This is a genomic window from Hassallia byssoidea VB512170 (genome assembly GCF_000817785.2).
In the GTDB taxonomy this organism is placed as follows: domain Bacteria; phylum Cyanobacteriota; class Cyanobacteriia; order Cyanobacteriales; family Nostocaceae; genus Hassallia; species Hassallia carrinoi.
This window is the reverse complement of record NZ_JTCM02000038.1, coordinates 1-24,031: the sequence shown is the minus strand read 5'-3', so window position 1 is coordinate 24,031 and position 24,031 is coordinate 1. Positions and strand designations below refer to the sequence as shown.

Sequence of the window (24,031 nt, the reverse complement as noted above, 5' to 3'; positions counted from 1 at the left end):
CAATCAGCTGTCTTTTGCTTTGTGCGAGTAAGACTATTATCTAAGGACTCGTAGTAGCTTTAGGACTAGCAGAAGGGCTGGTAGTAGCGCCAGGGCTAGGGGAAGTAGTAGCAGCAGGACTCATCATAGCACCACCATCAGCAGGCTCACCAGCTGCGGGGGAAGTAGTTGCAGCTGGTTCGCCGCTGGTACCACCACCGCCGCCGCTGTCGCAAGCTCCCAGAAGAGCAGCCAAACTCAACATTGCAGCAAAACCAAAGATTTTTATTTTCATAACTCCTCTTTCACCAATTATGGCAAGAACTATTTTTCGCCTGTTGAATACCATACCGTATTTGTTGCTTTTTTTTAAATGCTTCCTATTACAGATTTCTGCCAAATATTTTCTTCTTTTTTCGTTCAGCGTAAGTATTTTAGAGCAATATGATTAGTTTGTCTTAACTCAAGAACAAGAGAAATTTATTACTGAAGGTAGAGAAAGCAAATTTGGTAGCATTCCGCGCTATCATACCAAAAATCCTCACCTGGGAGTGCATCTTGCCATTCGCTAGTTTTATGTAGCCATACTGATGTGAACTTTCTGTGAAACAAAAAGCTTAGGGGTTAAGGGCAGAAATTGTGTTTCTGTAATTCCTTAACGCTTGGCGTAGCCCGCCTGTCGCAAGCAATACATGCTGTTGAGACGTTTCGCACTTCAGTTAATGCAAAAATTGGTGCAGCTACCTGTCAGAACACTCTTAAGGGTGTAGGGTGTAATGTGTGCTGATTGCTTCAAAGGTAATTTGAACTTTAGCAATCAAGAGACAACCAAAAATATACTATTTCCTTTCCTCACAAAAGTAAAAGTTATGGCTGTTGGTCGCAAATCAGCTGTTGCTGCAAGGGGTAATTGGTTCCGGCGTATTACCCAGCCCTCAGGGAAATCGCCTTCTGCGCGTTTTGAGTCAGCGTCGCGCAGTACTTCCACACCAATGCCCTCTAGAACACAACGGCGTTCAAACACAAATAAAACGGTTAGGCACACACCTGGTCAATTGGGCAAACAACAATTACCAAAGCAAAATCGCTCCTCGGCGACACCCAAAAGTCCAAGGGGAAATCAAGAGCGCGTTCCGGTAATGCCTAATTCTGAGTCACCACCTTTATGGTTACTGCGCTTGCACGCCATACATCGTAATTCCTCAATTGTGGCGTTTTTGTTAGTGGCAGCAACGCTAGTAGTTTATGGTTGGACAGTTTATTCTCAAGAACTTTGGAGTCAGGGATACCGCAAGCTGGAAAATTTGCGACGCCAAGAGCGACAGTTGACAACAACCAGCGAGGTACTGCAAAACAAAATGGCTACTGAAGGCGAAAAACCATCAACCGGGCTGGTAGCGCCAACTCCCGCTAGGGCGATTTTCATCAATCCGGCATCTCATAATCTCAACTCAATGCCTTCTCTTGGAGACGCGCAGCAAACGCCAACAACAACGCCAAATTCTCAAAAGGTGCAGCAAAGCGCCTCTGGGCTGGGATATTAAAGTCAGTCAGTGGTTAGTGGGTAGTGGTTAGTGGGTAGTGGGTAGTGGTTAGTGGGTAGTGGGTAGTGGGTAGTGGGTAGTGGGTAGTGGGTAGTGGGTAGTGGGTAGTGGGTAGTGGGTAATGGGCAGTGGGTAATGGGTAGTGGGTAGTGGGTAGTGGGTAGTGGGTAGTGGGTAGTGGGTAGTGGTTAACTGTTAATCAACTAACAAACAACAACTAACAAACAACAACTAACAAACAACAACTAACAACTAACAACTAACAAATATGCAAAGGACAACCTGAATGCGAAAGTCACCAAGTAGAATAAAATTTAGAAATTTGCCTTCATCTGGATTCAAAAAGCAGCAAAAGGCTTCAGTGCGAGCTTTAGAAGAAATTGCTAGCACCAAAGACCAATCAGCCAACACAAAGTCGCGTTTGTTCGTGGTGTGGGGCGTATTAGTTGCGGCAGGTCTTGGTTTAGCTGTGAACTTGTATCATCTGCAAATTGTCAGTGGACCAAAGTTAACGCAGAAGGCGCGAAATCAGCAAATGGTGAATTTGCGACCTTTTATGCCCCGTCGTCCAGTGATAGATCGCACTAATAATGTTTTAGCGCTCGACCGTCCTGTATATACTGTTTATGCTCATCCCAAGCTATTTAATAAGTCTGGGTCAGATATAGCAAATGAACTTGCGCCGATATTAGATAAAGACGCTGCTGATTTAGAGAAAATTTTTGAAAGTAAAAAAAGCGGTATTCTACTTTCCTCTGCTTTGCCGGAAGAACTTGCCGATCGCATTTCTTCAAAACATTTAGATGGCTTGGAGTTAATTCAAAAATACTCCCGATTATACCCGCAACAAGATTTGGTTGCTGATGTGGTGGGCTATGTTAATCTTGACCGTCGCGGTCAGGCAGGTGTGGAATACAGTCAAGAAAAGTTGTTAGAACGTTCTGGGCAAACGGTGCGGATGAGTCGGGCAGGTAATGGTGCGCTAATGCCAGATCATGCTCCGGAAGGATTTTTGCATTTTGATGATTTGCGTCTGCAATTGACTATTGATAGTCGGTTGCAACGCTCGGCTCGTTTAGCTCTCCTTCAACAGATGAAAAAGTTTGGGGCAAAACGCGGAGCGGTAATTGTCATGGATGCGTGGGATGGTTCGCTGCTGGCTCTGGTTTCTCAACCTACTTATAATCCAAATGAATATTCAAAAGCTGATATTTCATTGTTCAAAAACTGGACAGTGGCGGATCTTTATGAACCGGGATCGACTTTCAAGCCGTTGAATGTGGCGATCGCTCTGGAAAATAACATCATTAAACCAGATGATACCTTCAATGACTCAGGTTCTATTCAAGTTGCTGACCGAATTATCAGAAATGCTGAAAATAAACGTTACGGGCGAATAAATATCGCTCAGGTTCTGCAACACTCTAGCAACATTGGCATGGTGCAAATCATTCAGCGATTGCAGCCTTCAGCCTACTACAACTGGCTAGAACGCTTAGGGTTAGGGCAAGGCATTGAAACAGATTTACCTTTTGAAGTAGCTAGTCAGTTAAAAAGTCAAGAAGAATTTACCGCTTCACCAATTGAAGCCGCAACTACATCCTTTGGTCAAGGTTTTTCTTTAACACCTTTACAATTGGTGCAAATGCACGGAGCTTTAGCAAATGGTGGCAAACTGGTTACGCCTCATGTTGTCCGTGGGCTGATTGATACCAAAGGACATATGCATTATTTACCTAATTTACCAGCACCACGGCAAATTTTTTCTGGCGCCACAACCCAAAAAGTTGTGGAAATGATGGAAACTGTAGTTTCTCAAGGAACTGGAAAAGCATCACAAATTCCTGGATATCGCATCGCCGGTAAAACTGGTACGGCTCAAGTAGCCAGTCGCGCCGGCGGCTACCTCAGCAATGCGAAAATCACCAGTTTTGTAGGTATCTTGCCCGTGGAATCTCCTCGTTATGTAGTTTTGGCATTAGTGGATGAGCCAAAAGGAGAAAATGCCTTTGGTTCCACCGTTGCCGCACCGATTGTTAAAGCTGTAATGGAAGCACTGATTCCGATTGAACAAATTCCGCCAAGTACGCCAATTAGTTCCACACCTGCTAGTCCGTAGGGGGCAGGGGGGGAGGGGGAGTGGGGCAGGGAGGCAGGGGGGACAAGGGGACAAGGGCGACGGGCGTGGGGACAAGGGCGACGGGCGTGGGGACAAGGGCGACGGGCGTGGGGACAAGGAGGAATTACCCATTACCGATTCCCCATTACCTATTACCCATTACCCATTACCGATTCCCCATTCCCCATTCCCCATCTATTGATAGATAAACAGCCCAGACTTGGGGACGATGAAAATTAGGCGAAAATAAGGCAAAACTGTAATACAGGCGCAAACAAAAAGAAAAGTTTTGTATTTGTGCAAGATTTATTGTTGTTTGATGGAGGAGTAAACATGGCTTTAGGCACTCACAAGCGTGCGGTTGGCGTATTCTCTAGCCGTCGTGATGCCGAACATGCACTCACTGAACTCAGAGATGCTGGCTTCAATATGGGTAAGATTTCCATAATTGCTAAAGATGGCGATCGCCATGATGATATTGCTGGTGTGGAAACGCAGAACCGTGTTGGCAATAAAGCTGATGAAGGTGCCGCAAGCGGAGCTGTAACGGGTACTGTTTTAGGGGGTATCACTGGCTTGCTGGTAGGATTAGGTACTTTAGCAATTCCTGGGGTAGGACCAATATTGTTGGCGGGTGAGGTAGCCTCAACTCTGGCTACAGCCGCTGCTGGTGCTGGTATTGGCGCAGCAGCTGGCGGGTTGTTAGGCGGCTTGGCTGGTTTGGGAGTTCCGGAAGAACGAGCGAAAATTTACAGCGATCGCGTGTCTAGTGGTGATTATCTCGTAATCGTCGATGGCAGCTCTGAAGAAATCTATCGCGCCGAAAGTATTCTGCAAAACCGGGGTATTCAGGAGTTTGGCATTTACAATGCACCTGGTATGGCAAGAGACGCTGATTATGTAGAACCTGCTAGTCGTGTAGTCGATAGCACTCTTAATTATGACGATGATTCTAAGGTAATTATCGTTGACCGTCGGGATGAAAGCATCTAAAGTTGGCTCCTCAACGCACACTTTTCAAAGCAGTTAGCTAGAGCGTGAAGTGCGATCGCTTTGGGCGGGCGCTTCGCCATCGCTCCGAGTTTAAAGTATAAAGTTTAACTTGGAGTTTGGGGTAAACGGATGAAGGCGATCGTACTTCAGTATTTTAATCAGAACAAATCAAGTCAAATCGCTTCAAGCATTCACATAGTAGATAAAAATGAAAAACTTACTTGGCTTACTAATCGGTGGATTCCTAGTTGTGGGTGCAGTTAGTTGCAACGAACCCCCATCCAGAACCAGTGCCGATGCACCCGATAGCACAAAAGAAAACGTCAACGCACCAACCAAAGAAGCCTCTCAGACAACCCAAAGCGATGCTACTAGCGATACCCGTAAAAGACAAATAGAATCTGACACCAGAGCGCGTGAGGAACGTAATAATGTTACTGGTGGTGACGCAGATAGAGCCGATGCCGACCTTGAAAGCCAAGTTCGCGGTAAACTAGAAGCAAATCTACCAGCTAGTCAGTTAACGGTTGATGCCGAAAAGGGAGATGTAACCGTTGTCGGCACAGTTCCTACTCAAGAGCAATTAAGTAAAATTCCTACTTTGGCACAAGAAATTAAAGGCGTGAAAAGTGTCAAAGTTAATGCCAAGGTAGCCCCAGCACAAGCAGCACCAAACAAACAATAAAACAGAATTCAGAAGTAAGGTAGCAATTTGGACGCTACATCATAATTTGCTAAAGGCTAGTGGCTAATGTAATTAGCTATTAGCCTTTAACCATGATTGACAGTATATTATGTAAATTTTGTTATTCATGCTAAGTATTTTTCCTGAATAAACAAAAATGACTGCCGCTACAATTTATTAAGTTTATTAAATTTTTAGGGCGGATGAGCGAATTGTGCCCAAATCTGATAACATCTAAATCACCGCTGTGGGAGGGCAAAGTCTACCCTTGAATTAAAGCCAAGTTGATAGACAGCCAACCCTTATAGTTACCCTAGCCGTGGGTAGCCATAACCGAAGTTGAATTCACATTTCTAGAAACTACCTCACACATTGTAATGAATCTAGAAGTTGTTCTAGGTTCAATTTCGGCAAGGCAATTTAAGTGCCTTAATCAGCACTTATGCCATTTCACTTTTAATTGTTTTTTAAGATTCGCTCCTCAACATGTCAGATCAATCAATTAATCGCTTCAATTGCTCAACTAGGAGAAAAAAATGAAAAAGCTAATTCCATTTGTAGTCACCGGCATTTTGCTAATTGGTACTATTGGTTGTCAACAAGGTACTCAAACTGGTTCAGAGACTGGTACTACAAATGAAGCCGGCGCACCAGCAAAAGAGGCTTCTCAGACAACTGGCGACGCGATGAAAAATGGCGACGCGATGAAAAATGGCGACGCGATGAAAAATGGCGACGCGATGAAAAATGGCGACGCGATGAAAAATGGCGACGCGATGAAAGCTGGAAGCGACACCAAAAGCTTAGTCAACAGCAAACTAACAGAAAAGATTCCTGGCAGCAAGTTAGCAGCCCAAGACAAAGATGGTGTTGTAACCGTTACAGGAACAGTTCCCTCTGAAGCGGATATGAAGAAAATTGAACCCGCTGTTAAAGAAGTTAAGGGTGTAAAAAGCGTGAAAGTGGAAGCAAAAGTTGCTAGCACAAAACCGCAATAACAGTACACACCTTGAGTAAATATTTTTGAGTTATACCATCTCAAGGAGGACAGTTAATTAGGACTTACATAAATGTAAGTCCTGTTTTTTTAGTTCGTAGTGAGGGCTTCAGCCCTCTAAATTCTTGCTTTGAGGGCTGAAGCCCTCACTACGAAATACTAATTACAATCCAACAGTGCGACCAGGAAAACCAGCCGTATCAAAATAACGAGTTCCTCCCACTGTTTGGTATTTAAGAATTGTCTTTAAACCATTCGCAGCAACTTGAGATTCTAAAGTTTGAGACTGAGACTTAATATTGACACCGTTAGTTAAGGCTTCACTTAATACCCGACCAACTAGCTTACCTTGAGATGGTAACTTCAACTTCAATACTTTTGCTAAAGTTGGTGCTACATCTGCATTGCTTGTTGGTGCTGTGTCTTGATATTTTTGCTTGAAGTCCGGACCAATAGCTGCCATTGTGTTGTAAGTATCAGCACGGCTGAAACTTCCGTGCATTCCTTGTCCTTGCTGCAAAGCTGTATCCGCTATTTCTACTCCACACGCTGTCGGATTGCCGCAACCTGTATCAAATGAGCGAAAGTTGACTACAATCGAGGGGTGAGGAGTTCGCGCTGTTCCTCGCAATTTGATAGCGCTACTCGGCAATGTACCGGGAATTGAACCTAATATATCATCAACAAATAAGCCGCTGACATAATCTTGTTTCAACAACAAATCTACAATCTTTTTGGCAAGAACTTTGTTGTTTTTGACATTAGGTAAATAGATTAAATCAGAACCGCCATTACCAGCAACAATGATATCTGGGTTGTTGGGGTCTTTAGCAATTAAACTATTTTTAGAAAATTGTCCTTTGGTAGGATTAATCAGTGCATTTTTATTGTCTGGGTCAAATAAAGACAACTTCAAGTCATGCGCTAAATCAATCGCTACGAAACCAGGTGGTAAAAAACCTTTTGGCACATCTGAGTAAGCAAGGGTTTTTGCATAGCTGGTTTTGCTTTCTTTGCTTATAGTTGAAAAGCCGTGGTCAGCGGTTACGAATATATTTGTTGTTGTTTCTAAGCCCAAATCTTTGAGTTTAGTACGAATTTGCGCTAAATTATTATCAACATTTTGACGTGCTGCTAGAACTGTGGAACCGTTAATACCAGGAACGATTTGATTAAGGCTATCACCGTGGTTGTGTTGTGTTCCATCGGGGTCACGCGACCAATAAACTAAAACAAAAGGTTTTTTTCGTTGCTGGAATAATGGTAAAATTACCTTAGTTGTCACATCAGCAAAATATTGTTGTTGTACTGTATTGGCAACTTTAGTACCGGGAGTTTTGCTATCACCTGGTTTGCCATTTGCTCCTCGTGATGGAGTTGCTGTTGGTAGTGAAGCTTTGGTTAACAATGGGGTAATTTCTTCACTTAAGGCAATGCCTGTAGGTGTGCCAGTTGCATCATCAAAAATGATAGTAGGTTCGCCCTTTTGATGGGTGACATCTTGAATTAAGACGGGTCCAATTTTGCCCACAGCAGCAGTGCTGAAATTTGCTTTTCTCGCAGTTGCAAGTAGGCTTTCTTCGTTGATAAAGTTGTTACCAAACTGTTTGTTCACTTCTTTAAGAACGGCGTTATTTTCTAGGAAGGGGACTAAGCTATTTTTGGCACTTTTAACCGGGGCGCTAACTTTGATAGTATTGCTAAAGTCACCCGTATCACCAAGATAATGTCCGGTTGCGATCGCACTAGCATTTGCAGTGGTGAAAGTCGGAAATAATGAGTGACTATTGACAAATGTTACTCCCTGTTCTCTAATTTCATTCAATGTAGGCATATCGATAGAATTTATCGAAGTCGGACGCAATCCATCCGCTACGAAAATAACTACATTATGTTGTTTTGCTGGCTGAACTAGATTACATGCTGCCACAAGTGCAATTACAAATAGGGTTAAGATTAACCAGCGACGACTGCGCGTAAAAATCCGCATAACCTCTCGGATAATGAGAACACGAAGATTTTATACTGAAGTGGCGCAAAAAAATAGGATAATCAAAACAATTAAAAATTTTGGCATTGCATATTGTAGAGACGTTCCGATGGAACGTCTCTACGATTCAATTGTCTATTTAAAAGCGTAAGTTTGCAAGAGTGCTTCTTCTATTGAACCTACTCGGTTAAAAACTTGAATGAGTTTATGAGCCGGTGTTTCTCGCTTTTCAAGCATAACTTTCAGCGGTGCTAACAGATGAACATCAGGATCGTTGAAGAGTGCAATTTCAGATGCTTGCAAAACTTGTTTTGCTGTCGCTAAAATATCTTCGTTGTCAAAACCTTCTTTAGCTGACATTTGATGTTTCTCCGCATCGGGTATGGTTGCTCTACCCAAAAGAGTTTTATCTAACACCAAACCCTTTAATAATGCTAACAAACCGGCATAAATTGTAAAATCATCACAACTATCAAAAGCCTTAAATTCAATTCTACCGACTTCTGCGGGGATGCGTGCTATTTTCGTTAATGAAGGTACACTATCAATCAGTTGTTCGCGTTTTTCTACAAACACCATTACCGCTGGTCTTTTTCCGGTTCTAATAAATGTCCTTACTGATAAACCAGACCACAAAGTACCTTGAGAAAAAGGAGAACTATAACTAAACGGAACTATGTAGGGACTGTAATAAGTTAACTTTCTGCCAATATCAATTACACCTTCAGTAGATAACCCGGCAACTGATATATTTAAATCAGGACCATAAGTCAACATGGGAATGTGTGCCGTTTGTCTTTCTGGGGAAGTTTGCCGCCATTTTATTTCATAATCATTTAATGGGGGTTGCGGATCAAAAACTGCATAGTATGGATTAAAACTGATTAAAACTGGCGAAAAACCGAAGTTTATAGCATTTTCACACAGCAAACGAAAACTTTCGGATAATTCATTTATAGCGTTTTGAATAGTAGAATTTATAGTTGTTCTGATTTCGATACCTTTAGGAACGCATTCGATGACATTTTCAGAATCTTCAAATCGTTCAAAGCCTTCAATATACCATCTTTTTTGTTTGATACCAGCATCACCTACACGTAATTGTGGATAGTCGCTGGGGTATGTGGGTAATCTTTCTACGATTTGATTGAAATCAGCGAATTTTGTCCGCGAAAAATCAGCAAACTTTCCTTCATGGTTGAGGAAAGCGACTTCATGCTCAATACCAAAAGAAAACATTCTCTATACCTTAATTACTGGAATTTAACTCAATTTAACTAATGTTAAGCGATACATATTCCGCAAGAAAGGAATATAGGAAAAAAGTAAGCGAATTACCACACCAAAGCGTCGTAGATATTTAGCTGGCAAATCTGCAAAAGTAGTGACTTCGATTACTTGATAGCGGAAATCCCAATCTTGGATCTTGCGAATATCTGAGATACTCCAATTAAATTTTGCTGAGGTGTAATTTATTGAGTCATGTCTGTTCTGATTTTTCACCATCAGCGGTGACATAGAATCAAAAGCAAACCAACAACCAGAAAAATGCTCTAAAAGATTAGCAAACAACTGCTGTACCTGTTCTTCACTGAGATAGATCAGTACTCCCTCTGCCACAAACATACAAGGTGCATTAACTGCTTTAACGCGCTCAATCCAATCTGTATCCAAGGCTGAAGCCGTGATAAACTGACGGCGTTCTGTTTCTTCAAAAAACTGCTTTCGCAGCGTCATTGAGTCTGGTAAGTCTAAATCAAACCAGCGTACTGCACCATTATCAACTCGCTCAAAACGGGTATTGAGTCCTGCACCAATTTCTACCACCGAACCTTGAGGATGTTGTTGGAGATAAGAAAGTACCCAGTTGTCGAGGATCATTCCTCGCAAGCAAGTGCCTATTTGAGAGCTTTTAGCAGTAGCAAATTTATCAAAATCGTAATTGATCGCCTCGATAATCTCGACCGATTTCGGGTCTTGTATAATTGGATCGGGTTTGGAAAACTCACAAGCTCTAGCCCAGAGCGGGATTAGCAGAGTTTCTTGAACGACACCAAGGTTAACTGTGGTTTTAGTCATTAAAATACCTCCACTACACAGATTAACTCTCTCTTGGTGGATTTAACTATAAAAATTCTCAAAAATATTTGCAGAGGGTAGGATATGGGAGAGCGATCGCGACTACTAAAACTTTGTTGTGTAATTTGCGCGATCGCATCAAACTATAACTAGCAACTTGGGTTAGTATAACGAATACATCACCCAAACTCTTGCAATGCACTACCAGGATTTAGAGGTGTCTTCGTCCTCATTGTGGGATGGACAGTCAAACTCAGTTCCCTTCAAGAACTTAGTTATTCCTGAGTTCAAAGTTGAAACGTTAGTTATCAACACCAACAAACCGCCTGTTAAGTTCGCTTATTACCGAAATCTTCGGATTGCGGCAAAAATAGGCGAAATCTTCCAGAGATTCGGTGGTATTGAGCAGGGGAAAACATACTACGTTGCTGATAAAACTATAGTCCTTGAGTTGAAAGAGAACCAAAAGCTGATCGAGGATGCGCTTATCGAGAGCGAAAAGGATTTTTTTGGTGGAATTGTAGCCAGACCTCACCAATCTACAAAAGCAATAATGCATCCCTTGGTTAGTAGAGAAGCAGTTTGTCCGCTAGGATGGTCTCATGAGTTTTCTGAAGAGCTTGCCCAGCGAAATCTTGTTCTTCCTGGATTCACAGTTTTCAGTACTGATGATCTTAGAATAGCTTTCAAGGAGCTCTACAACAAAGGAGTGTATCAAATTCGGCTCAAAGATCCGCTTGCATTTTTGGGAATGAGCCAGTTTGTCATTAGCTCTTTCCAAGAGCTAGAGCAGTTTATCTCTGATAAAATTGCGGATCAAGGTAAGCTCCAACAATACGGACTGGTGGTGGAAGAAAATCTTCACCCAGAAGATTTGAAGACATATAGTGCGAGTTTTATTACTGTTGGTTCTCACCAGATACAGTGTCTAGGGGTTCAAAGGTTCTCTCAAGGACTATACAGGGGAACTGACCTTGTGATTATGCGAACAGGCAAACGTATCCTTCCTAAGTTGCTTGCTCAGGTTGGCATTTTCAACAACGAAGATGCACAAGCAATTATAGATAAAGCACTCCTTTTTAGAGCGCTTTTAAATAAACACATTCCAGAGATTAAAACTGCGAGATTCAACCTGGATATAGTGTCCGGAATCGCATCCATATATTCAAACGGCACTTGTGAGGAAGTTTTGCGCTTCGCATTGCTTGAGCAGTCCTTCCGTGTTGGAGGAGCATCTCCTGGGGAAATTTGGGGTCTTGAATCTCTTTTGTCCTATCCTGATGTCGATGCAGTATGTGCCTCAACGTACTATCGATACGGAGACGAAGCATACCAAACCGTATCTGAGGAAGAGATCCTTTATTGTGGGGTGGATAATCGCTTCGGACCGATATCAATATCAGTAAAGGTTCACCAATCTGGGAGGGGGAAAGGGGAAAGGAAAAAAGGGGAAAGGGAAAGAGTCGTTTGAAATACGCATAAAGCTTTCCTTTCCTTTCCCCCTGTACGGGTTTGAAGAACCGGACTTCAAGTCCGGTCTTTAATTGGGAGAGACTGAAATAAACTCTAGGTATATTACGAGTATGTGGGAGAGCGATCGCGACTACTAAAACTTAGTACAGTTTTGCCTAAAATCGTAGGGTTTTTAAATGCATTAACATAATATCGCTCTGCATTAACATAATATCGCTCTGCATTAACATAACATCGCTCTGCATTAACATAACATCGCTCTGCATTAACATAACATCGCTCTGCATTAACATAACATCGCTCTGCATTAACATAACATCGCTCTGCGTTAACATAACATCGCTCTGCATTAACATAACATCGCTCTGCATTAACATAACATCGCTCTGCATTAACATAACATCGCTCTGCATAAGCAACGCACTCTTATTGCCTTTCTTTAATTCGCGCTCGTATTAATCAAATGCTGTACTTAGATTTGGCGGCTTTGTTGTGTAATGTCCGCGATCGCCCGCAAATAAATTACACAGCGAGTAGCTAAAGTTAGCTAAAGATGACTCTGTAAAGATTCCAACTTGTTTAAACGCCTTTTAGCTTACAGAAATGAAATTTATTTCTAGGCTGCGATCGCCGCAACATCTGAGTTAACCGAAAACAACTATAAAACCATCAACGCCGCAGTAATTGAGATTTTACCACGCGCCACAACATCACCGACACAATGAAAACAAGGGCAAAGGGGAAAGCGAATAACCCCAAAAGAAAACATAAACCCAATTGTAATTTACCACGTTGAGCAAATTTAGCAATAGATTTCGCCCATTTTGGTATAGCCCAAGCCTCGATAGGAAGTTCTAGTTCTTGTAGAATTTGAGTAGCTTGAATACCTGCTGCATAACCTTCCTTAATTCTGCCTGTTAAATTATAAAGCTTGCCAAGATTTTGAAGTGACTGGGCTTCACCATTGCGATCGCCTATCTCGCGTTGAGTCATTAATAATTGCTGATAACAATCAATTGCTTGTTCGTATTCTCTCAAGTAAATGTAAGCATTGCCCAAATTAGTCAAAGAAGCTGCTTCACCATTGCGATCGCTTTTCTCACAATAAATAACCAGAGACTGCTGATAGAAATCAATTGCTTGTTGGTATTCTCTTAAAGAGGTGTAAGCACTACCCAAATTAGTCAAAGAAATAGCTTCACTATTGCGATTAGCGATGTCACGTTCAATAGCAAGTGACTGCTGATGGTAATCAATTGCTTGTTGGTATTCTCCCAAGGAATCGTAAGCATTGCCCAAATTAGTCAAAGAACTAGCTTCACCACCGCGATCGCCTATCTCACGAAAAATAGCCAGTGATTGCTGATGGTAATCAATTGCCTCTTGGTATTCTCCCAAGGATTGGTAAGCATTGCCCAAACCAGCCAGAGAAGCAGCTTTACCATTGCGATCGCCTATCTCAAGTTGAATAGCCAGTGACTGCTGATAGAAATCAATCGCAATTTGGTATTTTCCCAAGGATTGGTAAGCATTGCCCAAACCAACCAGAGAACTGTCTTCACCATTGCGAGCGCCTATCTCAAGTTGAATAGCCAGTGACTGCTGATGGTAATCAATCGCAATTTGGTATTCTCCCAAGGAATTGTAAGCATTGCCGAAATTATTCAGAGAAGTAGCTTCACCATTGCGATTGCCTATCTCACGATAAATAGTTAGTGACTGCTGATTGTAATCAATCGCAATTTGATATTCTCCCAAGAAATAGTAAGCATTACCCAACCCAGCCAGAGAAGCAGCTTCATCACCGCGATCGCCTATCTCAAGAGAAATAGCCAGAGACTGCTGATAATAATCAATCGCAATTTGATATTCTCCCAATAAATAGTAAGCATCGCCCAAACCAAGCAGAGAAGTAGCTTCACCATTGTGATCGCCTATCTCAAGAGAAATAGCCAGTGACTGCTTACAGTAATCAATCGCAATTTGGTATTGTCCCAAGGAATTGTAAGCATTGCCCAAAGATGTGAGAACACCTGCAAATTCCCTATTTTCATCTTGGTTACTGGGTTGCCATTCGTTTTCTAGTCGGTTACATAGTTCAATAATGGTAGTGTAATATCCTTGCAAATCCAAAAAATTGTAGCAGGAATTAAGAATGTTACAAGCTTGGTTATACTGTTTAAGTTCGCAGTGGTGATGAAAAATTTCTAGTATGTCTACGAGGTCTTCAGAGTAATAGTAGGCGATCGCTCTTTCGTGTACTTCGGTTAAATCACCCGCTTGCTGTTTCAGATAAGCCAAAATTAACGGCTGAAACTCAAATACCCAAACGTTTTCTAGTTTGTTTTCTTGCAAAAGCGATCGCTTAACCAATCCCCGCAAATCTGCTTGTGTCACTTCTTGTTCTGGTAAAAGTGCGGCTGCGGCTGTGGCGTTAAAAGCGGGGCGATATACGCTTAAATTAAATAATAGTTTTTGTAACTTTGGCGTTAACCGGGCAATACTCGCATCAAGAATCTTACCAATACTCGCTTCTGACTCGTATCGATGTAACCCCAGAATCTCAAAGATATTTTGTCTCAAAGCGCTGATATCAACCACATCCCCCTCATCAGCGTGCAACACTCCAGCCACCAGTTTGATTAATAAAGGATGTCCATCCGCTTGCTTGACAAATTCTCGCAGTTGTGCATCAGCACCCTGAATATCTAAATCTTCTAGCAGTGCTACCCCAGCATCGGTTGAAAGTCCTTTCAATGGCAACCAACGGCAGTAATTGAGGGTATTGGGCGGTAGTTGAGGTTGTTCGCGGCTAGTGACTAAAATTACACTTTCAGTGTGGCTACTCAACCACCGCAGCAAGAAGTCATAGTAAGTTTTATCATGCCATTCTCCGTTTGCTTCTAGCAGAGTTTCTAAATTATCTAATACCAGCAAATAGCGCCCTGTTCGCAAATTATTACAAACCGCAGTTAATAAATCTGCTTCTTTTTCAGGTGTTGCTTTGCCTAACTTTTCTAATAACCAGCGTCCCCAAACCGCAAAGGGGTAATTTTGGCTAAAAGTTGCCCAAACTTGCTTTTCAAAGCTTTGTGCAGTTGCAAAGACTTTCGCAACCAGGGAAGATTTGCCATAACCACCAGTCCCGGTAATGCCAATTAAACGCACGTTATTTGCTTGCAACCATTCTTGCATTTGGGCAAGTTCATCTGTGCGCCCGTGCCAATTCTGGGTTTCAGGAGGTAATTCGTTGATAATAGAACTAACGGGATTTCTCTTTGTCCGTTCCCCTCCAGACGACTCCAGTCAGGGTTTATGAATGTTGATAGTGTGCGCGATGTAATTTTCACCACCATCAATATCGTTTTGAAAGCCTGTGCTGTTATCGTAGTTTTGCTGTATATTTTGGCTGTTGATTTGAATTTTACCTGCTTTGATTTCTTGAGCTAAAGTGCTTACCTGTGCGGCAAAATCAGGGTTATCCTTCATTTCATCTTCTAAATAAACCGCCAGTTTATTCAAATGGTCTTTTGAGCCTTTTTCTACTTCCTGCAAAGCTTTTTCGGCTCTAGGATTTCCGCGTAACTTATCCCAAATCTTCTGACGCAGTTCGTCCATCTTGGTAAGCGCGGTTTCGGTGAACTTTTCCCCCAGCTTACCGACACCGGACTCGAAAAACTTTTTGAAAGCAAATTCAGCGATCGCCAAAGCTGTTAAGGTTGTTACGGGGTCAGCCATATCTGTAAATCCCTCAGACGCGGGTTGATTTTAATATACTTTTACACGTTTTTAAACAGAATAACGTTCCGACTTTCCGCATTTTTGCTGATAAATTTCTAATCCGACGACGACTAAAGTCGCGACTACAAGAACAAAGTCCGCCTACGCGGACTTAAAGACTCAAAGTCCGCCTACGCGGACTTCGTTCGTGTAGCCCCAGGCTTCCAGCCTGAGGGCGTTTACATTAAAGAAGGGCTTCAGCCCTGACTACGAATGATTAGCTTAGTATAAAAGTAAGGTAGCTTGAGGTGTGAGTTTATGAAAAGTGCTGTCCAATCTCGTTATAGCAACGAACAAATTGCCGCTTGGCTGCGGGGATTACTGACAGTAGCGTGGGCGGATGGTAACTTTGATGCCCAAGAACAAGAATTAATAGCTAATATCACTGACAAAGAATTGGCTCCGAAAATCAAGTTTGAGTCACTAGAGCCAATTGAACCGGAGGAATTAGCTGCGGTGTTGGGTAAAAATACAACAGCAGCGGAAAATTTTTTACGTACAGCGGTGATGGTAGCGATCGCCGATGGTACTTATTCTTCTAGTGAAGATTACCTTTTGCATCAATTGTGCAGAGCCTTAGAACAGCCAGAGGAATTACTCAAAGCGCTGCGCCACACTATAGAACACCCACAGCAACTACAGACTCCTTCCGCCGATTTGACAAAACGGCAACTTGATGCATTGCGCCCGATGCGTGAGTGGCTAGACAAACTGGAGATTCACGACCCCAGAGTAGCCCGCTTTTTGTGCAAAATGATACCTTCGCAGTGTCCCTTTGAGCGCGATGTCAACCTCTTTGGGCGGAAAATAGTTCACATTCCGCCGATGTGTAAAATCAATCCACTTTATGAACAACTTGTAGGTTTGCGTTTTCGCGCTTTATCCTATCTAGCAGATGATTGCGGTGAAGATATTTCACCTTATATTTAGTCAATGGGTAATGGGTAATGGGTAATGGGTAATAGGGAATGGGGAATGGGGTGGGAGAATAAAAAATAATTACCAATTATCAATTACCAATTACCAATTATCAATTACCAATTACCAATTACCAATTACCAATTACCAATTACCAATTACTAACAAACTATGCAATTTATCGATCAAGCAAACATTGAAGTTGAAGCCGGCAAGGGTGGCGATGGTATTGTTGCCTTCCGTCGAGAGAAGTATGTGCCGGCTGGGGGTCCCTCTGGCGGAAATGGGGGACGCGGTGGTTCGGTGATTTTTGTGGCAAAGGAAAATTTGCAAACTTTGCTAGATTTCAGATACAACCATCGCTTTCAAGGTGAAAATGGTGGACGTGGTGGACCAAATAACTGTACTGGTGCAAATGGTAAGGATTTAACTGTCGAAGTTCCCTGCGGTACGGCTATTTATGATGCGGAAAGTGGCGAACTGTTGGCAGATTTAATTGAGCAAAACCAGACTTTTGTGGTAGCTAAAGGTGGTAAAGGTGGCTTGGGAAATCAACATTTCTTGAGCAACCGCAACCGCGCTCCAGAATACGCGCTCCCAGGATTACCAGGAGAAATAAAGCAGCTGCGTCTGGAGTTGAAACTTTTGGCAGAAGTGGGAATTATTGGGCTACCAAATGCGGGAAAATCGACTTTGATATCAGCTTTGTCAGCAGCGCGTCCAAAAATTGCTGATTACCCCTTTACTACTTTGATACCGAACTTGGGTGTAGTCCGAAAACCTACAGGCGATGGCACGGTTTTTGCTGATATTCCCGGATTGATAGAAGGTGCTTCTGGTGGTGCGGGGTTGGGACACGATTTTCTGCGTCACATCGAGCGCACACGGGTACTGTTGCATTTGATAGATGCTACCAGTGAAGATGTGATAGGGGAATATAAAACGATTAAAAAAGAGTTACAAGATTACGGACGAGGTTTAGCAGAGCGATCGCTTGTTTTAGCACTCAACAAAATTGATGCGGTCGATCAAGAATCTGTAGATTTAAATGCCTTAGCGATGGAACTTAATCATCTATCTTTTGCACCAGTTTTCTTGATTTCTGCTGTTACCGGCGCTGGGTTACAGCCAATGTTACAAGAAATTTGGCGACTTCTTGATGAACTTAATGCAGTGCAACAAGTCGAGGTGTTGGGATAATGTAGTAAGGACTTCAGTCCTTTTATTAATAATATGAGGACTGAAGTCCTCACTACCAATTTACAAATAGCGCATAAATATAAGCTATAATTTCCGCTATCACAGTTCGCACACCTTCGCTAGAAATCCACCATTTATTTGGATTGTAACTTAGTGGTTTGGCGGCAATTATTCCGACTTTGATTTTCGGCTCAAGTACTTCTTGAAATATTAGCCAACTTCTGCGAGCATGGGCATCAGAGGTTAACAAATTCATTGATTTTATCGGGGAATTTGAATTTGTTAGCCACTGACGAAGTGCGATCGCAGATGCATGAGTCCGATCCTTAATTACGTCCGGTGTAGGCACAACTGTCACTTTTTCTGGTTGTACACCCAGCTTTTTTAAAGTTGCAGCCGCAATTCCTGCAAAAGTCTTATATTCAGCTAGATAGAATCCTCTTTCTACCGGACCTCCTGTGGTGAATATTTCTCGATAGGAACCGCTTTTAAATTCGGTAAATGCTTGTTCTACTGCGTAGTCTGTTACCCATCCTTCGACAACCAAGACATCGGTTTTGATGGGAGAAGTGACGGCGAGAAACGGGTATAAATGAGTAATGCTGAAAAACATTACAGAAATCATTAAAGCGATCGCTATCACCCATCCCGGCGCCGTCAGCGTCCACATTTGTTGGCGTTTTATCAGCCTAATTCTTGGTATTTTGGGATTTTGATGGTTTTTCCTGGGCATTAAGCTGTTTTTATACTCTTGCTTTTCAAATAAGCAAACACAGATTTGTCTCCGATATCCGGAGGAATTTCTTGTACAGCTTTCCGCAATGCGAATACTACAAACAAAATCGCCCACAATCCTAATAAAATCCGTTCTGCTTGAATTGGCAAAACACCTACTAAATGTCCCAGCAATAGTATCGGTACTGTAAAGGTTAATACCTTAGTTTCCAGACGATTGAAGCAAAAAGCTTCTTTGAAAAATATACCTGTTAAGGCTGCGAAGATAAAACCCACTCCGAATAAACTCAGGGGGTGAGTGTAAACTGTGACAGCAAAAGGTTGACTGTCAAAATGTCCGAATACAAATGAAGAAATGCAACCAATCAGCCAGAACACTTGTAAAAGTCGGTGCAGCGGTGCTAAGTAGATATGAATAGTCAGTAAACTTACACCCAAAGCAAGACAAAAGACAGTATACAAAGGTGTAATTGCTTGGATGGTAAAGGTGTTGGTGTAAAACAATACCAAAATGCTGGCGATCGCAAAGCTGAGTGCAGCTACCATTAAGGCAGTGCGATAGATAATAACGCCAGTGCGATCGCTTTGATTAATTGTAAATTCGCCAAACTGACCTTGATAAACGGATGCTGGCGATTCTGTTAGAGTCATAACAATCTTGGATTTGAATCTATATTTCCTATGCTATAGCGATCCTATTTGATTTGTGAAAATCGCAAAGCACAACAAGAACCCCGGTTTCTTAGAGAAACCGGGGTTCTTGTTGTTCACGCTCTTATACGCGGATTGCTATACCAGAAATTATCCACTTTTTTGCTCGTTGATGTTAGTTAGTCTTGATTCTTGGGAAGTATATCGGTAACAACTCTGAAATTTCTCAGATATTCAGAGAACTTTATACTTTCTATGAACGACAAAAATACCAACGACCTCTCAATCGAAGCTAGCATCAACTACTTGAGTTCCAAAGATAGTAACGGTCTGAGTAATATTTTTGCTCTTTCCGGTAGTAGTAGCAGCAGTACCAGTGTCCAGTTCAGCTTAAGCGAGAGAAAAGCAGCATTTATCAATGAAATCGGGGTGTTTGTTGTCTCTGACGACAAAGGTACAGTCAACGGTATTGCCCCAGGTCAAGAAGGCTACATGCAAGCCGCTTTGACTCAATCGCGAGTAATTTTCTCCTCTTTATCAGAAAAAGCATCAGCCGGGATTAACTTTGTTCGTCAATTAACCTTTAAAGCTGGGGAACGCTTAGGTTTTTACATGGTAGCAGACAACACTACCAGTAGCGTAGATACGACATCTGGCAAAACCTCAGAAAATGTATTCTTTTCCCTCAGCGCTTGCAACTCAGATAAATTTGACCATGTGCGGGTGAAAGATAAAGGCAAAAGCACCTTCGATTTAGCTTGGGAAGATTTGAAAGGTGGTGGTGACAAAGACTTCAACGACTTAGTGCTGAAAATGGAGATAGTCAAAACTCCCCCCGCACTAGGAAGTGGATTGCAAGGAGGAAAAGAAGGGGAAATCATTGATTTACGCAGTGTCAAGGGTCAGATTTCCGCTAACTTTACACTCAACAGCGATTCTTCTAATCGCAATCACGTTGGATTTTATCGAATCAACGATACTCAAGGTACAGTTACCGACCCCTTAACTGGCAAAACAATTACTCCCGGTGAAGTCGGTTATGCCCAAGCAGCGATTCGACAAAGTATAGTCAGCTTTAACCAAAGCAGTACGTCCTCAACTTCTATTGAAACTGGGAGACTATTCGCAACTTACATAATTGCCAATGGCACTTCTGAACAATTTCTCAATCTGAATCAAAGCAATCAAGAGGGTTCTGGTCCTGTTGCCTACTTTACTTACCACAAAGCTAACCCTGATAAACTTCAGCACATTCGACAGTGCGGAGATAACACGTTTGGTTTTGAACAGCCTTCGATTAAAGGTAAGCGTGAGTTTAATTATACGGTTTTCAAAGTTGATCTCAGCGTTAAAACCGAAATTGATATCGATATTGATAACGGTAGTGATGATGATGATGACACTGAAAATACAAACTTACAAGCTGGTACTTTAGCATTTGCTGCTGCTAATTACAGCGATTTTGAAGGTAATAGCGGCATGGTAGATAAAGTTGTTGCCAAAATTCAACGCACGGGTAGTGTAAAAAAAGCAGTTAGTGTAGGTCTGCAATTGGATGAAGGTAGCACAGCCACCCCCAATGACTACAGCAATTTGCCACTTACCATTAACTTTGCAGATGGGGAAACTAGTAAAGATGTAGTGATTCCGATTGTGGGAGATACGACGGATGAGATGGATGAAACCATCAAGCTGAAGTTATTTAATGCCACAGGTGGCGCAATTTTAGGAAGTCAGCAAACAGCGACTTATACAATTAAGAATGATGATGCACTTGTCAACATCAGCGCCTCTAATGCCACAGTTACCGAAACAGCTTCAGCAACGAATACAAGCACTTTCCGCATTAGTCGCACTGGTGACACTTCTGCTGAATTAGCTGTAAGTCTGGATATTGATAGCAGTAGCACTGTTACCAGTAATACGGGTGGTGCTTTTGCAGTTGACTACAGTTTGAGTGGTGGTAATATTTCTGGCACAGGTGCAATTAGGAGTGTAATTATTCCTGTAGGACAAAGTTTTGTAGATCTTACCCTCACGACGATGGATGACATTCATGCTGAGGCAGATGAGATACTAAAACTGAGTTTGGCGGCTGGAGGTTACAGCGTTGATACTATTAACAATAATGCCACAGTCACAATTGCTGCCAATGATACAGAGGTAATTGTCACCAACGACAGCGGCGAAGGTTCTTTGCGGCAAGCGTTGATTAATGCTAATGATTTTGAGGAAACTGATAATATCACCTTCAACATCCCCACTACTGACACTGGTTACACCGCAGCTACGGGAATGTACACAATTACCCTGGCTTCAGACTTAGATAATATTAGCGATGATGTCAATATTACTGGTTTGGGTGCTAACAAACTGACTGTCAGTGGCAATAATGCTGTGGGTGTCTTTAGCATTGACGAAGAAGTAACGGTGAAGATTGATGGTTTGACCATTGCTAATGGTAAAGCAAATGAAGGCGGCGGTATTTATAACGATGGCATCCTAACGCTGACTAACAGCACCATAACTGGCAACTCGGCAAGCGGTACGGGTTACTACGTTAGCGACACCGACGGCTTAGGAGGTGGTATCTATAACGAAGGCAGCTTGACGGTAACTAACAGCACCATCGCTGGCAACTCGGCAGACTACACTGGCGTGGGTGCTGGCGGCTTAGGAGGTGGTATCTATAACGAAGGCAGCTTGACGGTAACTAACAGCACCATCGCTGATAATGAGGCAAAACTCACCTCCGGTAGCTACGGGGGCTATGGCGGCGGTATCTATACCAAAACTGGCACGTTGACGGTAACTAACAGCACCCTCTCTGGCAACTCGGCAAAGGAGATCGGCGGCGGTATCCTTAACGATGGCGGCGGTACCTTGACGGTGAGCAACAGCACTCTTGCTGGCAACTCGGCAAACAACGGTGGCGGTATATTTAAGAATGGCGGCGGTACCTTGACGGTGAGCAACAGCACCCTTACTGGCAACTCGGCACAGGCAGACGGTGGCGGTATCTTTAACGTCGGCACGTTGACGGTAACTAACAGCACCCTGTCTGGCAACTCGGCAACCAAAGACGGCGGCGGTATTCATAATATATTTGGCACGGTGAATGCTAAAAACACCATCATCGCCAAAAATACTGCATCTTCTAGTCCAGATTTCTCTGGCACGTTGACTTCAGACGGCTACAATCTAATTGGCGTTTATTCTGGCACTGCCGCCACTGGTGATAAATTCGGTACTAGTGCTGCCCCAGTTGACCCCAAACTCGACACTCTGAAAAATAACGGCGGTCCCACCCAGACTATGGCGCTGCTTCCTGATAGTCCGGCAATTAATGCAGGCGATCCTGCTTTTACTTCCCCGCCAGACACAGACCAACGCGGCACGGGTTTTGCTCGCGTTGTCTTGAGCAGGATTGACATTGGGGCTTTTGAGATTCCGTACTTTGAATAATTGAAAGCAGGGAAGTTGTAACTTCTAACTTGTCGCCATAGAGCTTGGCTTTTTTTAAAAGTTTACGTTATTGTGGCGATCGCCCTCTCTCTAAAAGTGCGACTTCTGCTTAGAACCCCGACTTCTCTAAGAAGTCGGGGTTCTTGTGCCTCAAAAATACTTCTACCGCATCTCCCAACTTCATCTGTAACTGTAACTGTGCATTACCGCTGTTGATCGCAATTTCTACCCAGCCGTGACTGCCAATTAAAGCGATCGCATCCCCTACTTCCACATCAGCGTAAGTTTCACAACCTGGTATCGTCAATCCCGCAGCTTTCACATACCAGGTTTTTCCTTGCACGTAACTTGCTGGAATATTGCTGACTAAGTTGCCAAAATGGTCAATATATTGTATGCAACCGGTTACACCAGTTTCTGTTAAACTGCATTCTGCTAAATTTAACTTTATCAACTTTGCTAAATCGATTTCTCTCCCTAGCTCTTTTAAAGAAACACCGCTCTTCAGATGCGCTGCCACAGGTGCAAAAATATCTCTTCCGTGAAAAGTTCTACTGGGTTCTTGAGTTCGCCAATATTGAGAGTTTGTCAGTTCGACTGCGGTAATGGCGGGACTTTGACTAAGTACTCCGCTAAATATACCATTGTCAGGTCCCACCAAAAACCCATCAGCTAATTGTAAGGCGATCGCTCTCCTGATTCCTCCCACCCCCGGATCTACCACCGCTACATGCACTGTCCCCTTTGGGAAATAAGCATAAGCATTCATCAAGCAAAATCTTGCCGCAGCGATGTTTTGCGGGGGTATTTGGTGCGTTAAGTCTATCACTGTTAATTTTGGGTTGATTTGGGCGATTACTCCTTTCATTACGCCGACATACACATCGCGATCGCCAAAATCGCTGAGTAACGTAATTTGACTCATCTGACAAAAATATATCACTTAAAACTATAAAACCACATTTTTCTGTAGCCTATGTTACGGAAGTTGTGCTATATTAGGAAATGAAGATATAAAGCAAAAACTTAAGAGGGAAAACTTATGCTTAATAACAGAATGCAAGCAGCAAAACAAGCTGATGAAATTCATCACGAGAATCTGCAAAAAAACCTAGAACATCGCTTGCAAGTAGCTAGAGCCAAAGGTGACGAAAAGCTAGTACGTCAACTAGAAGCCGAAATGAAGTATATAGGTTAAACAAGCACCACAATTGTAAAGATTTATTTCTTGATAAACAGCCCGCGAAAGCGGGTTTTCTTTTTTGGGTTACATCATATTTGGTAAATTACCCATAATTTCCGCAAAACCTCTCCCTTGGGCGCTCCCCTGGACAAAAATGGACAGCCTTGTTTACTAGATCCTCAACACCCCACGACATTTTCGGATGAAGGCTGTCAATGAGTGTCTATTGTTTGTGAAACC

20 protein-coding genes are annotated in these 24,031 nt (G+C 42.7%); 11 read left to right on the top strand and 9 right to left on the bottom strand.

Going from position 1 to position 24,031, the window contains the following annotated elements; genetic code table 11:
- Window positions 1-40: 40 nt before the first annotated feature.
- Window positions 41-274, bottom strand: a complete 234-nt coding sequence (locus tag PI95_RS17390; RefSeq protein ID WP_039738285.1) for a hypothetical protein — start codon at window positions 272-274, stop codon at window positions 41-43.
- A 574-nt stretch (window positions 275-848) separates the two neighbouring features.
- Here PI95_RS17390 and PI95_RS17385 point away from each other — a divergent pair.
- The 6 genes from PI95_RS17385 to PI95_RS17360 all read left to right on the top strand — a co-directional run bounded on the left by PI95_RS17385 (window position 849) and on the right by PI95_RS17360 (window position 6,318).
- On the top strand, window positions 849-1,523 hold the full coding sequence (locus PI95_RS17385) for a hypothetical protein (RefSeq protein ID WP_039737658.1): 675 nt from the start codon (window positions 849-851) through the stop codon (window positions 1,521-1,523).
- A 286-nt stretch (window positions 1,524-1,809) separates the two neighbouring features.
- Window positions 1,810-3,642: a peptidoglycan D,D-transpeptidase FtsI family protein gene (locus PI95_RS17380; protein WP_052324657.1), complete on the top strand. Its 1,833-nt coding sequence runs from the start codon at window positions 1,810-1,812 to the stop codon at window positions 3,640-3,642.
- Window positions 3,590-3,844: a hypothetical protein gene (locus tag PI95_RS17375; RefSeq protein ID WP_201280496.1), complete on the top strand. Its 255-nt coding sequence runs from the start codon at window positions 3,590-3,592 to the stop codon at window positions 3,842-3,844. Before PI95_RS17380 ends, PI95_RS17375 begins: the two co-directional genes overlap by 53 nt.
- A gap of 131 nt (window positions 3,845-3,975) precedes the next feature.
- Window positions 3,976-4,635 carry a general stress protein gene (locus PI95_RS17370; protein WP_039738282.1) on the top strand — a complete coding sequence of 220 codons (660 nt, stop codon included), beginning with the start codon at window positions 3,976-3,978 and terminating at the stop codon, window positions 4,633-4,635.
- A gap of 208 nt (window positions 4,636-4,843) precedes the next feature.
- Window positions 4,844-5,320 (top strand): BON domain-containing protein, encoded by a 477-nt coding sequence (locus PI95_RS17365; protein WP_039737655.1) that lies wholly within the window; start codon window positions 4,844-4,846, stop codon window positions 5,318-5,320.
- A gap of 536 nt (window positions 5,321-5,856) precedes the next feature.
- Window positions 5,857-6,318, top strand: a complete 462-nt coding sequence (locus tag PI95_RS17360; RefSeq protein ID WP_163518963.1) for a BON domain-containing protein — start codon at window positions 5,857-5,859, stop codon at window positions 6,316-6,318.
- Window positions 6,319-6,480: 162 nt separating this feature from the next.
- Here PI95_RS17360 and PI95_RS17355 read toward each other — a convergent pair whose 3' ends face one another.
- The 3 genes from PI95_RS17355 to PI95_RS17345 all read right to left on the bottom strand — a co-directional run bounded on the left by PI95_RS17355 (window position 6,481) and on the right by PI95_RS17345 (window position 10,386).
- Complete coding sequence (locus PI95_RS17355; RefSeq protein ID WP_039737654.1) at window positions 6,481-8,307, bottom strand: alkaline phosphatase family protein; 1,827 nt, start codon at window positions 8,305-8,307, stop codon at window positions 6,481-6,483.
- Window positions 8,308-8,442: 135 nt separating this feature from the next.
- Complete coding sequence (locus PI95_RS17350; protein ID WP_039737652.1) at window positions 8,443-9,546, bottom strand: glutamate--cysteine ligase; 1,104 nt, start codon at window positions 9,544-9,546, stop codon at window positions 8,443-8,445.
- Between the two features lie 24 nt (window positions 9,547-9,570).
- Window positions 9,571-10,386 (bottom strand): class I SAM-dependent methyltransferase, encoded by an 816-nt coding sequence (locus tag PI95_RS17345; protein ID WP_039737650.1) that lies wholly within the window; start codon window positions 10,384-10,386, stop codon window positions 9,571-9,573.
- Between the two features lie 196 nt (window positions 10,387-10,582).
- Between PI95_RS17345 and PI95_RS17340 the strand changes: the two genes are divergently transcribed.
- Complete coding sequence (locus PI95_RS17340; RefSeq protein ID WP_039737649.1) at window positions 10,583-11,857, top strand: DUF3182 family protein; 1,275 nt, start codon at window positions 10,583-10,585, stop codon at window positions 11,855-11,857.
- A 671-nt stretch (window positions 11,858-12,528) separates the two neighbouring features.
- On the opposite strand, the gene PI95_RS17335 is transcribed toward PI95_RS17340, so the two are convergent.
- Window positions 12,529-15,114, bottom strand: a complete 2,586-nt coding sequence (locus PI95_RS17335; protein ID WP_336507242.1) for a tetratricopeptide repeat protein — start codon at window positions 15,112-15,114, stop codon at window positions 12,529-12,531.
- Window positions 15,115-15,165: 51 nt separating this feature from the next.
- The gene (locus PI95_RS17330; protein WP_039737645.1) at window positions 15,166-15,597 is read right to left on the bottom strand and encodes a hypothetical protein; all 432 of its coding nucleotides are present in this window, start codon (window positions 15,595-15,597) and stop codon (window positions 15,166-15,168) included.
- A 300-nt stretch (window positions 15,598-15,897) separates the two neighbouring features.
- On the opposite strand from PI95_RS17330, the gene PI95_RS17325 reads away from it, so the two are divergent.
- Together PI95_RS17325 and obgE are read left to right on the top strand one after the other, a co-directional pair.
- Window positions 15,898-16,569 carry a DUF533 domain-containing protein gene (locus PI95_RS17325; RefSeq protein WP_039737642.1) on the top strand — a complete coding sequence of 224 codons (672 nt, stop codon included), beginning with the start codon at window positions 15,898-15,900 and terminating at the stop codon, window positions 16,567-16,569.
- A 159-nt stretch (window positions 16,570-16,728) separates the two neighbouring features.
- Window positions 16,729-17,757 (top strand): GTPase ObgE, encoded by a 1,029-nt coding sequence (obgE, locus tag PI95_RS17315; protein ID WP_039737640.1) that lies wholly within the window; start codon window positions 16,729-16,731, stop codon window positions 17,755-17,757.
- 52 nt (window positions 17,758-17,809) lie between these two features.
- Here the strand turns inward: obgE and PI95_RS17310 are convergent, their stop codons facing one another.
- Window positions 17,810-18,490, bottom strand: coding sequence for an ElyC/SanA/YdcF family protein (locus PI95_RS17310; RefSeq protein ID WP_039737638.1), 681 nt, complete (start codon window positions 18,488-18,490; stop codon window positions 17,810-17,812).
- Entirely contained in the window at window positions 18,490-19,143 is a 654-nt protein-coding gene (locus PI95_RS17305; RefSeq protein WP_039737636.1) for a DUF2301 domain-containing membrane protein, read from the bottom strand. Before PI95_RS17305 ends, PI95_RS17310 begins: the two co-directional genes overlap by 1 nt.
- A 255-nt stretch (window positions 19,144-19,398) precedes the next feature.
- Between PI95_RS17305 and PI95_RS17300 the strand changes: the two genes are divergently transcribed.
- Entirely contained in the window at window positions 19,399-22,608 is a 3,210-nt protein-coding gene (locus tag PI95_RS17300; protein WP_039737635.1) for a DUF4114 domain-containing protein, read from the top strand.
- Window positions 22,609-22,717: 109 nt separating this feature from the next.
- On the opposite strand, the gene PI95_RS17295 is transcribed toward PI95_RS17300, so the two are convergent.
- Window positions 22,718-23,533 (bottom strand): SAM hydrolase/SAM-dependent halogenase family protein, encoded by an 816-nt coding sequence (locus PI95_RS17295; protein WP_039737634.1) that lies wholly within the window; start codon window positions 23,531-23,533, stop codon window positions 22,718-22,720.
- A gap of 117 nt (window positions 23,534-23,650) precedes the next feature.
- On the opposite strand from PI95_RS17295, the gene pirA reads away from it, so the two are divergent.
- A complete protein-coding gene (gene pirA, locus PI95_RS35275) occupies window positions 23,651-23,806 on the top strand; it encodes an arginine synthesis PII-interacting regulator PirA (RefSeq protein WP_201280495.1) in 156 nt (51 codons plus the stop codon).
- The last annotated feature ends 225 nt before the right edge of the window (window positions 23,807-24,031 follow it).

What these genes read in the sequence shown, in the direction of transcription:
- PI95_RS17390 (WP_039738285.1), bottom strand. Translation starts at nt 274, where the DNA reads ATGAAAATAAAAATCTTTGGTTTTGCTGCAATGTTGAGTTTGGCTGCT.
- PI95_RS17385 (WP_039737658.1), top strand. Translation starts at nt 849, where the DNA reads ATGGCTGTTGGTCGCAAATCAGCTGTTGCTGCAAGGGGTAATTGGTTC.
- PI95_RS17380 (WP_052324657.1), top strand. Translation starts at nt 1,810, where the DNA reads ATGCGAAAGTCACCAAGTAGAATAAAATTTAGAAATTTGCCTTCATCT.
- PI95_RS17370 (WP_039738282.1), top strand. Translation starts at nt 3,976, where the DNA reads ATGGCTTTAGGCACTCACAAGCGTGCGGTTGGCGTATTCTCTAGCCGT.
- PI95_RS17365 (WP_039737655.1), top strand. Translation starts at nt 4,844, where the DNA reads ATGAAAAACTTACTTGGCTTACTAATCGGTGGATTCCTAGTTGTGGGT.
- PI95_RS17360 (WP_163518963.1), top strand. Translation starts at nt 5,857, where the DNA reads ATGAAAAAGCTAATTCCATTTGTAGTCACCGGCATTTTGCTAATTGGT.
- PI95_RS17355 (WP_039737654.1), bottom strand. Translation starts at nt 8,307, where the DNA reads ATGCGGATTTTTACGCGCAGTCGTCGCTGGTTAATCTTAACCCTATTT.
- PI95_RS17350 (WP_039737652.1), bottom strand. Translation starts at nt 9,546, where the DNA reads ATGTTTTCTTTTGGTATTGAGCATGAAGTCGCTTTCCTCAACCATGAA.
- PI95_RS17345 (WP_039737650.1), bottom strand. Translation starts at nt 10,386, where the DNA reads ATGACTAAAACCACAGTTAACCTTGGTGTCGTTCAAGAAACTCTGCTA.
- PI95_RS17340 (WP_039737649.1), top strand. Translation starts at nt 10,583, where the DNA reads ATGCACTACCAGGATTTAGAGGTGTCTTCGTCCTCATTGTGGGATGGA.
- PI95_RS17330 (WP_039737645.1), bottom strand. Translation starts at nt 15,597, where the DNA reads ATGGCTGACCCCGTAACAACCTTAACAGCTTTGGCGATCGCTGAATTT.
- PI95_RS17325 (WP_039737642.1), top strand. Translation starts at nt 15,898, where the DNA reads ATGAAAAGTGCTGTCCAATCTCGTTATAGCAACGAACAAATTGCCGCT.
- obgE (WP_039737640.1), top strand. Translation starts at nt 16,729, where the DNA reads ATGCAATTTATCGATCAAGCAAACATTGAAGTTGAAGCCGGCAAGGGT.
- PI95_RS17310 (WP_039737638.1), bottom strand. Translation starts at nt 18,490, where the DNA reads ATGCCCAGGAAAAACCATCAAAATCCCAAAATACCAAGAATTAGGCTG.
- PI95_RS17305 (WP_039737636.1), bottom strand. Translation starts at nt 19,143, where the DNA reads ATGACTCTAACAGAATCGCCAGCATCCGTTTATCAAGGTCAGTTTGGC.
- PI95_RS17300 (WP_039737635.1), top strand. Translation starts at nt 19,399, where the DNA reads ATGAACGACAAAAATACCAACGACCTCTCAATCGAAGCTAGCATCAAC.
- PI95_RS17295 (WP_039737634.1), bottom strand. Translation starts at nt 23,533, where the DNA reads ATGAGTCAAATTACGTTACTCAGCGATTTTGGCGATCGCGATGTGTAT.
- pirA (WP_201280495.1), top strand. Translation starts at nt 23,651, where the DNA reads ATGCTTAATAACAGAATGCAAGCAGCAAAACAAGCTGATGAAATTCAT.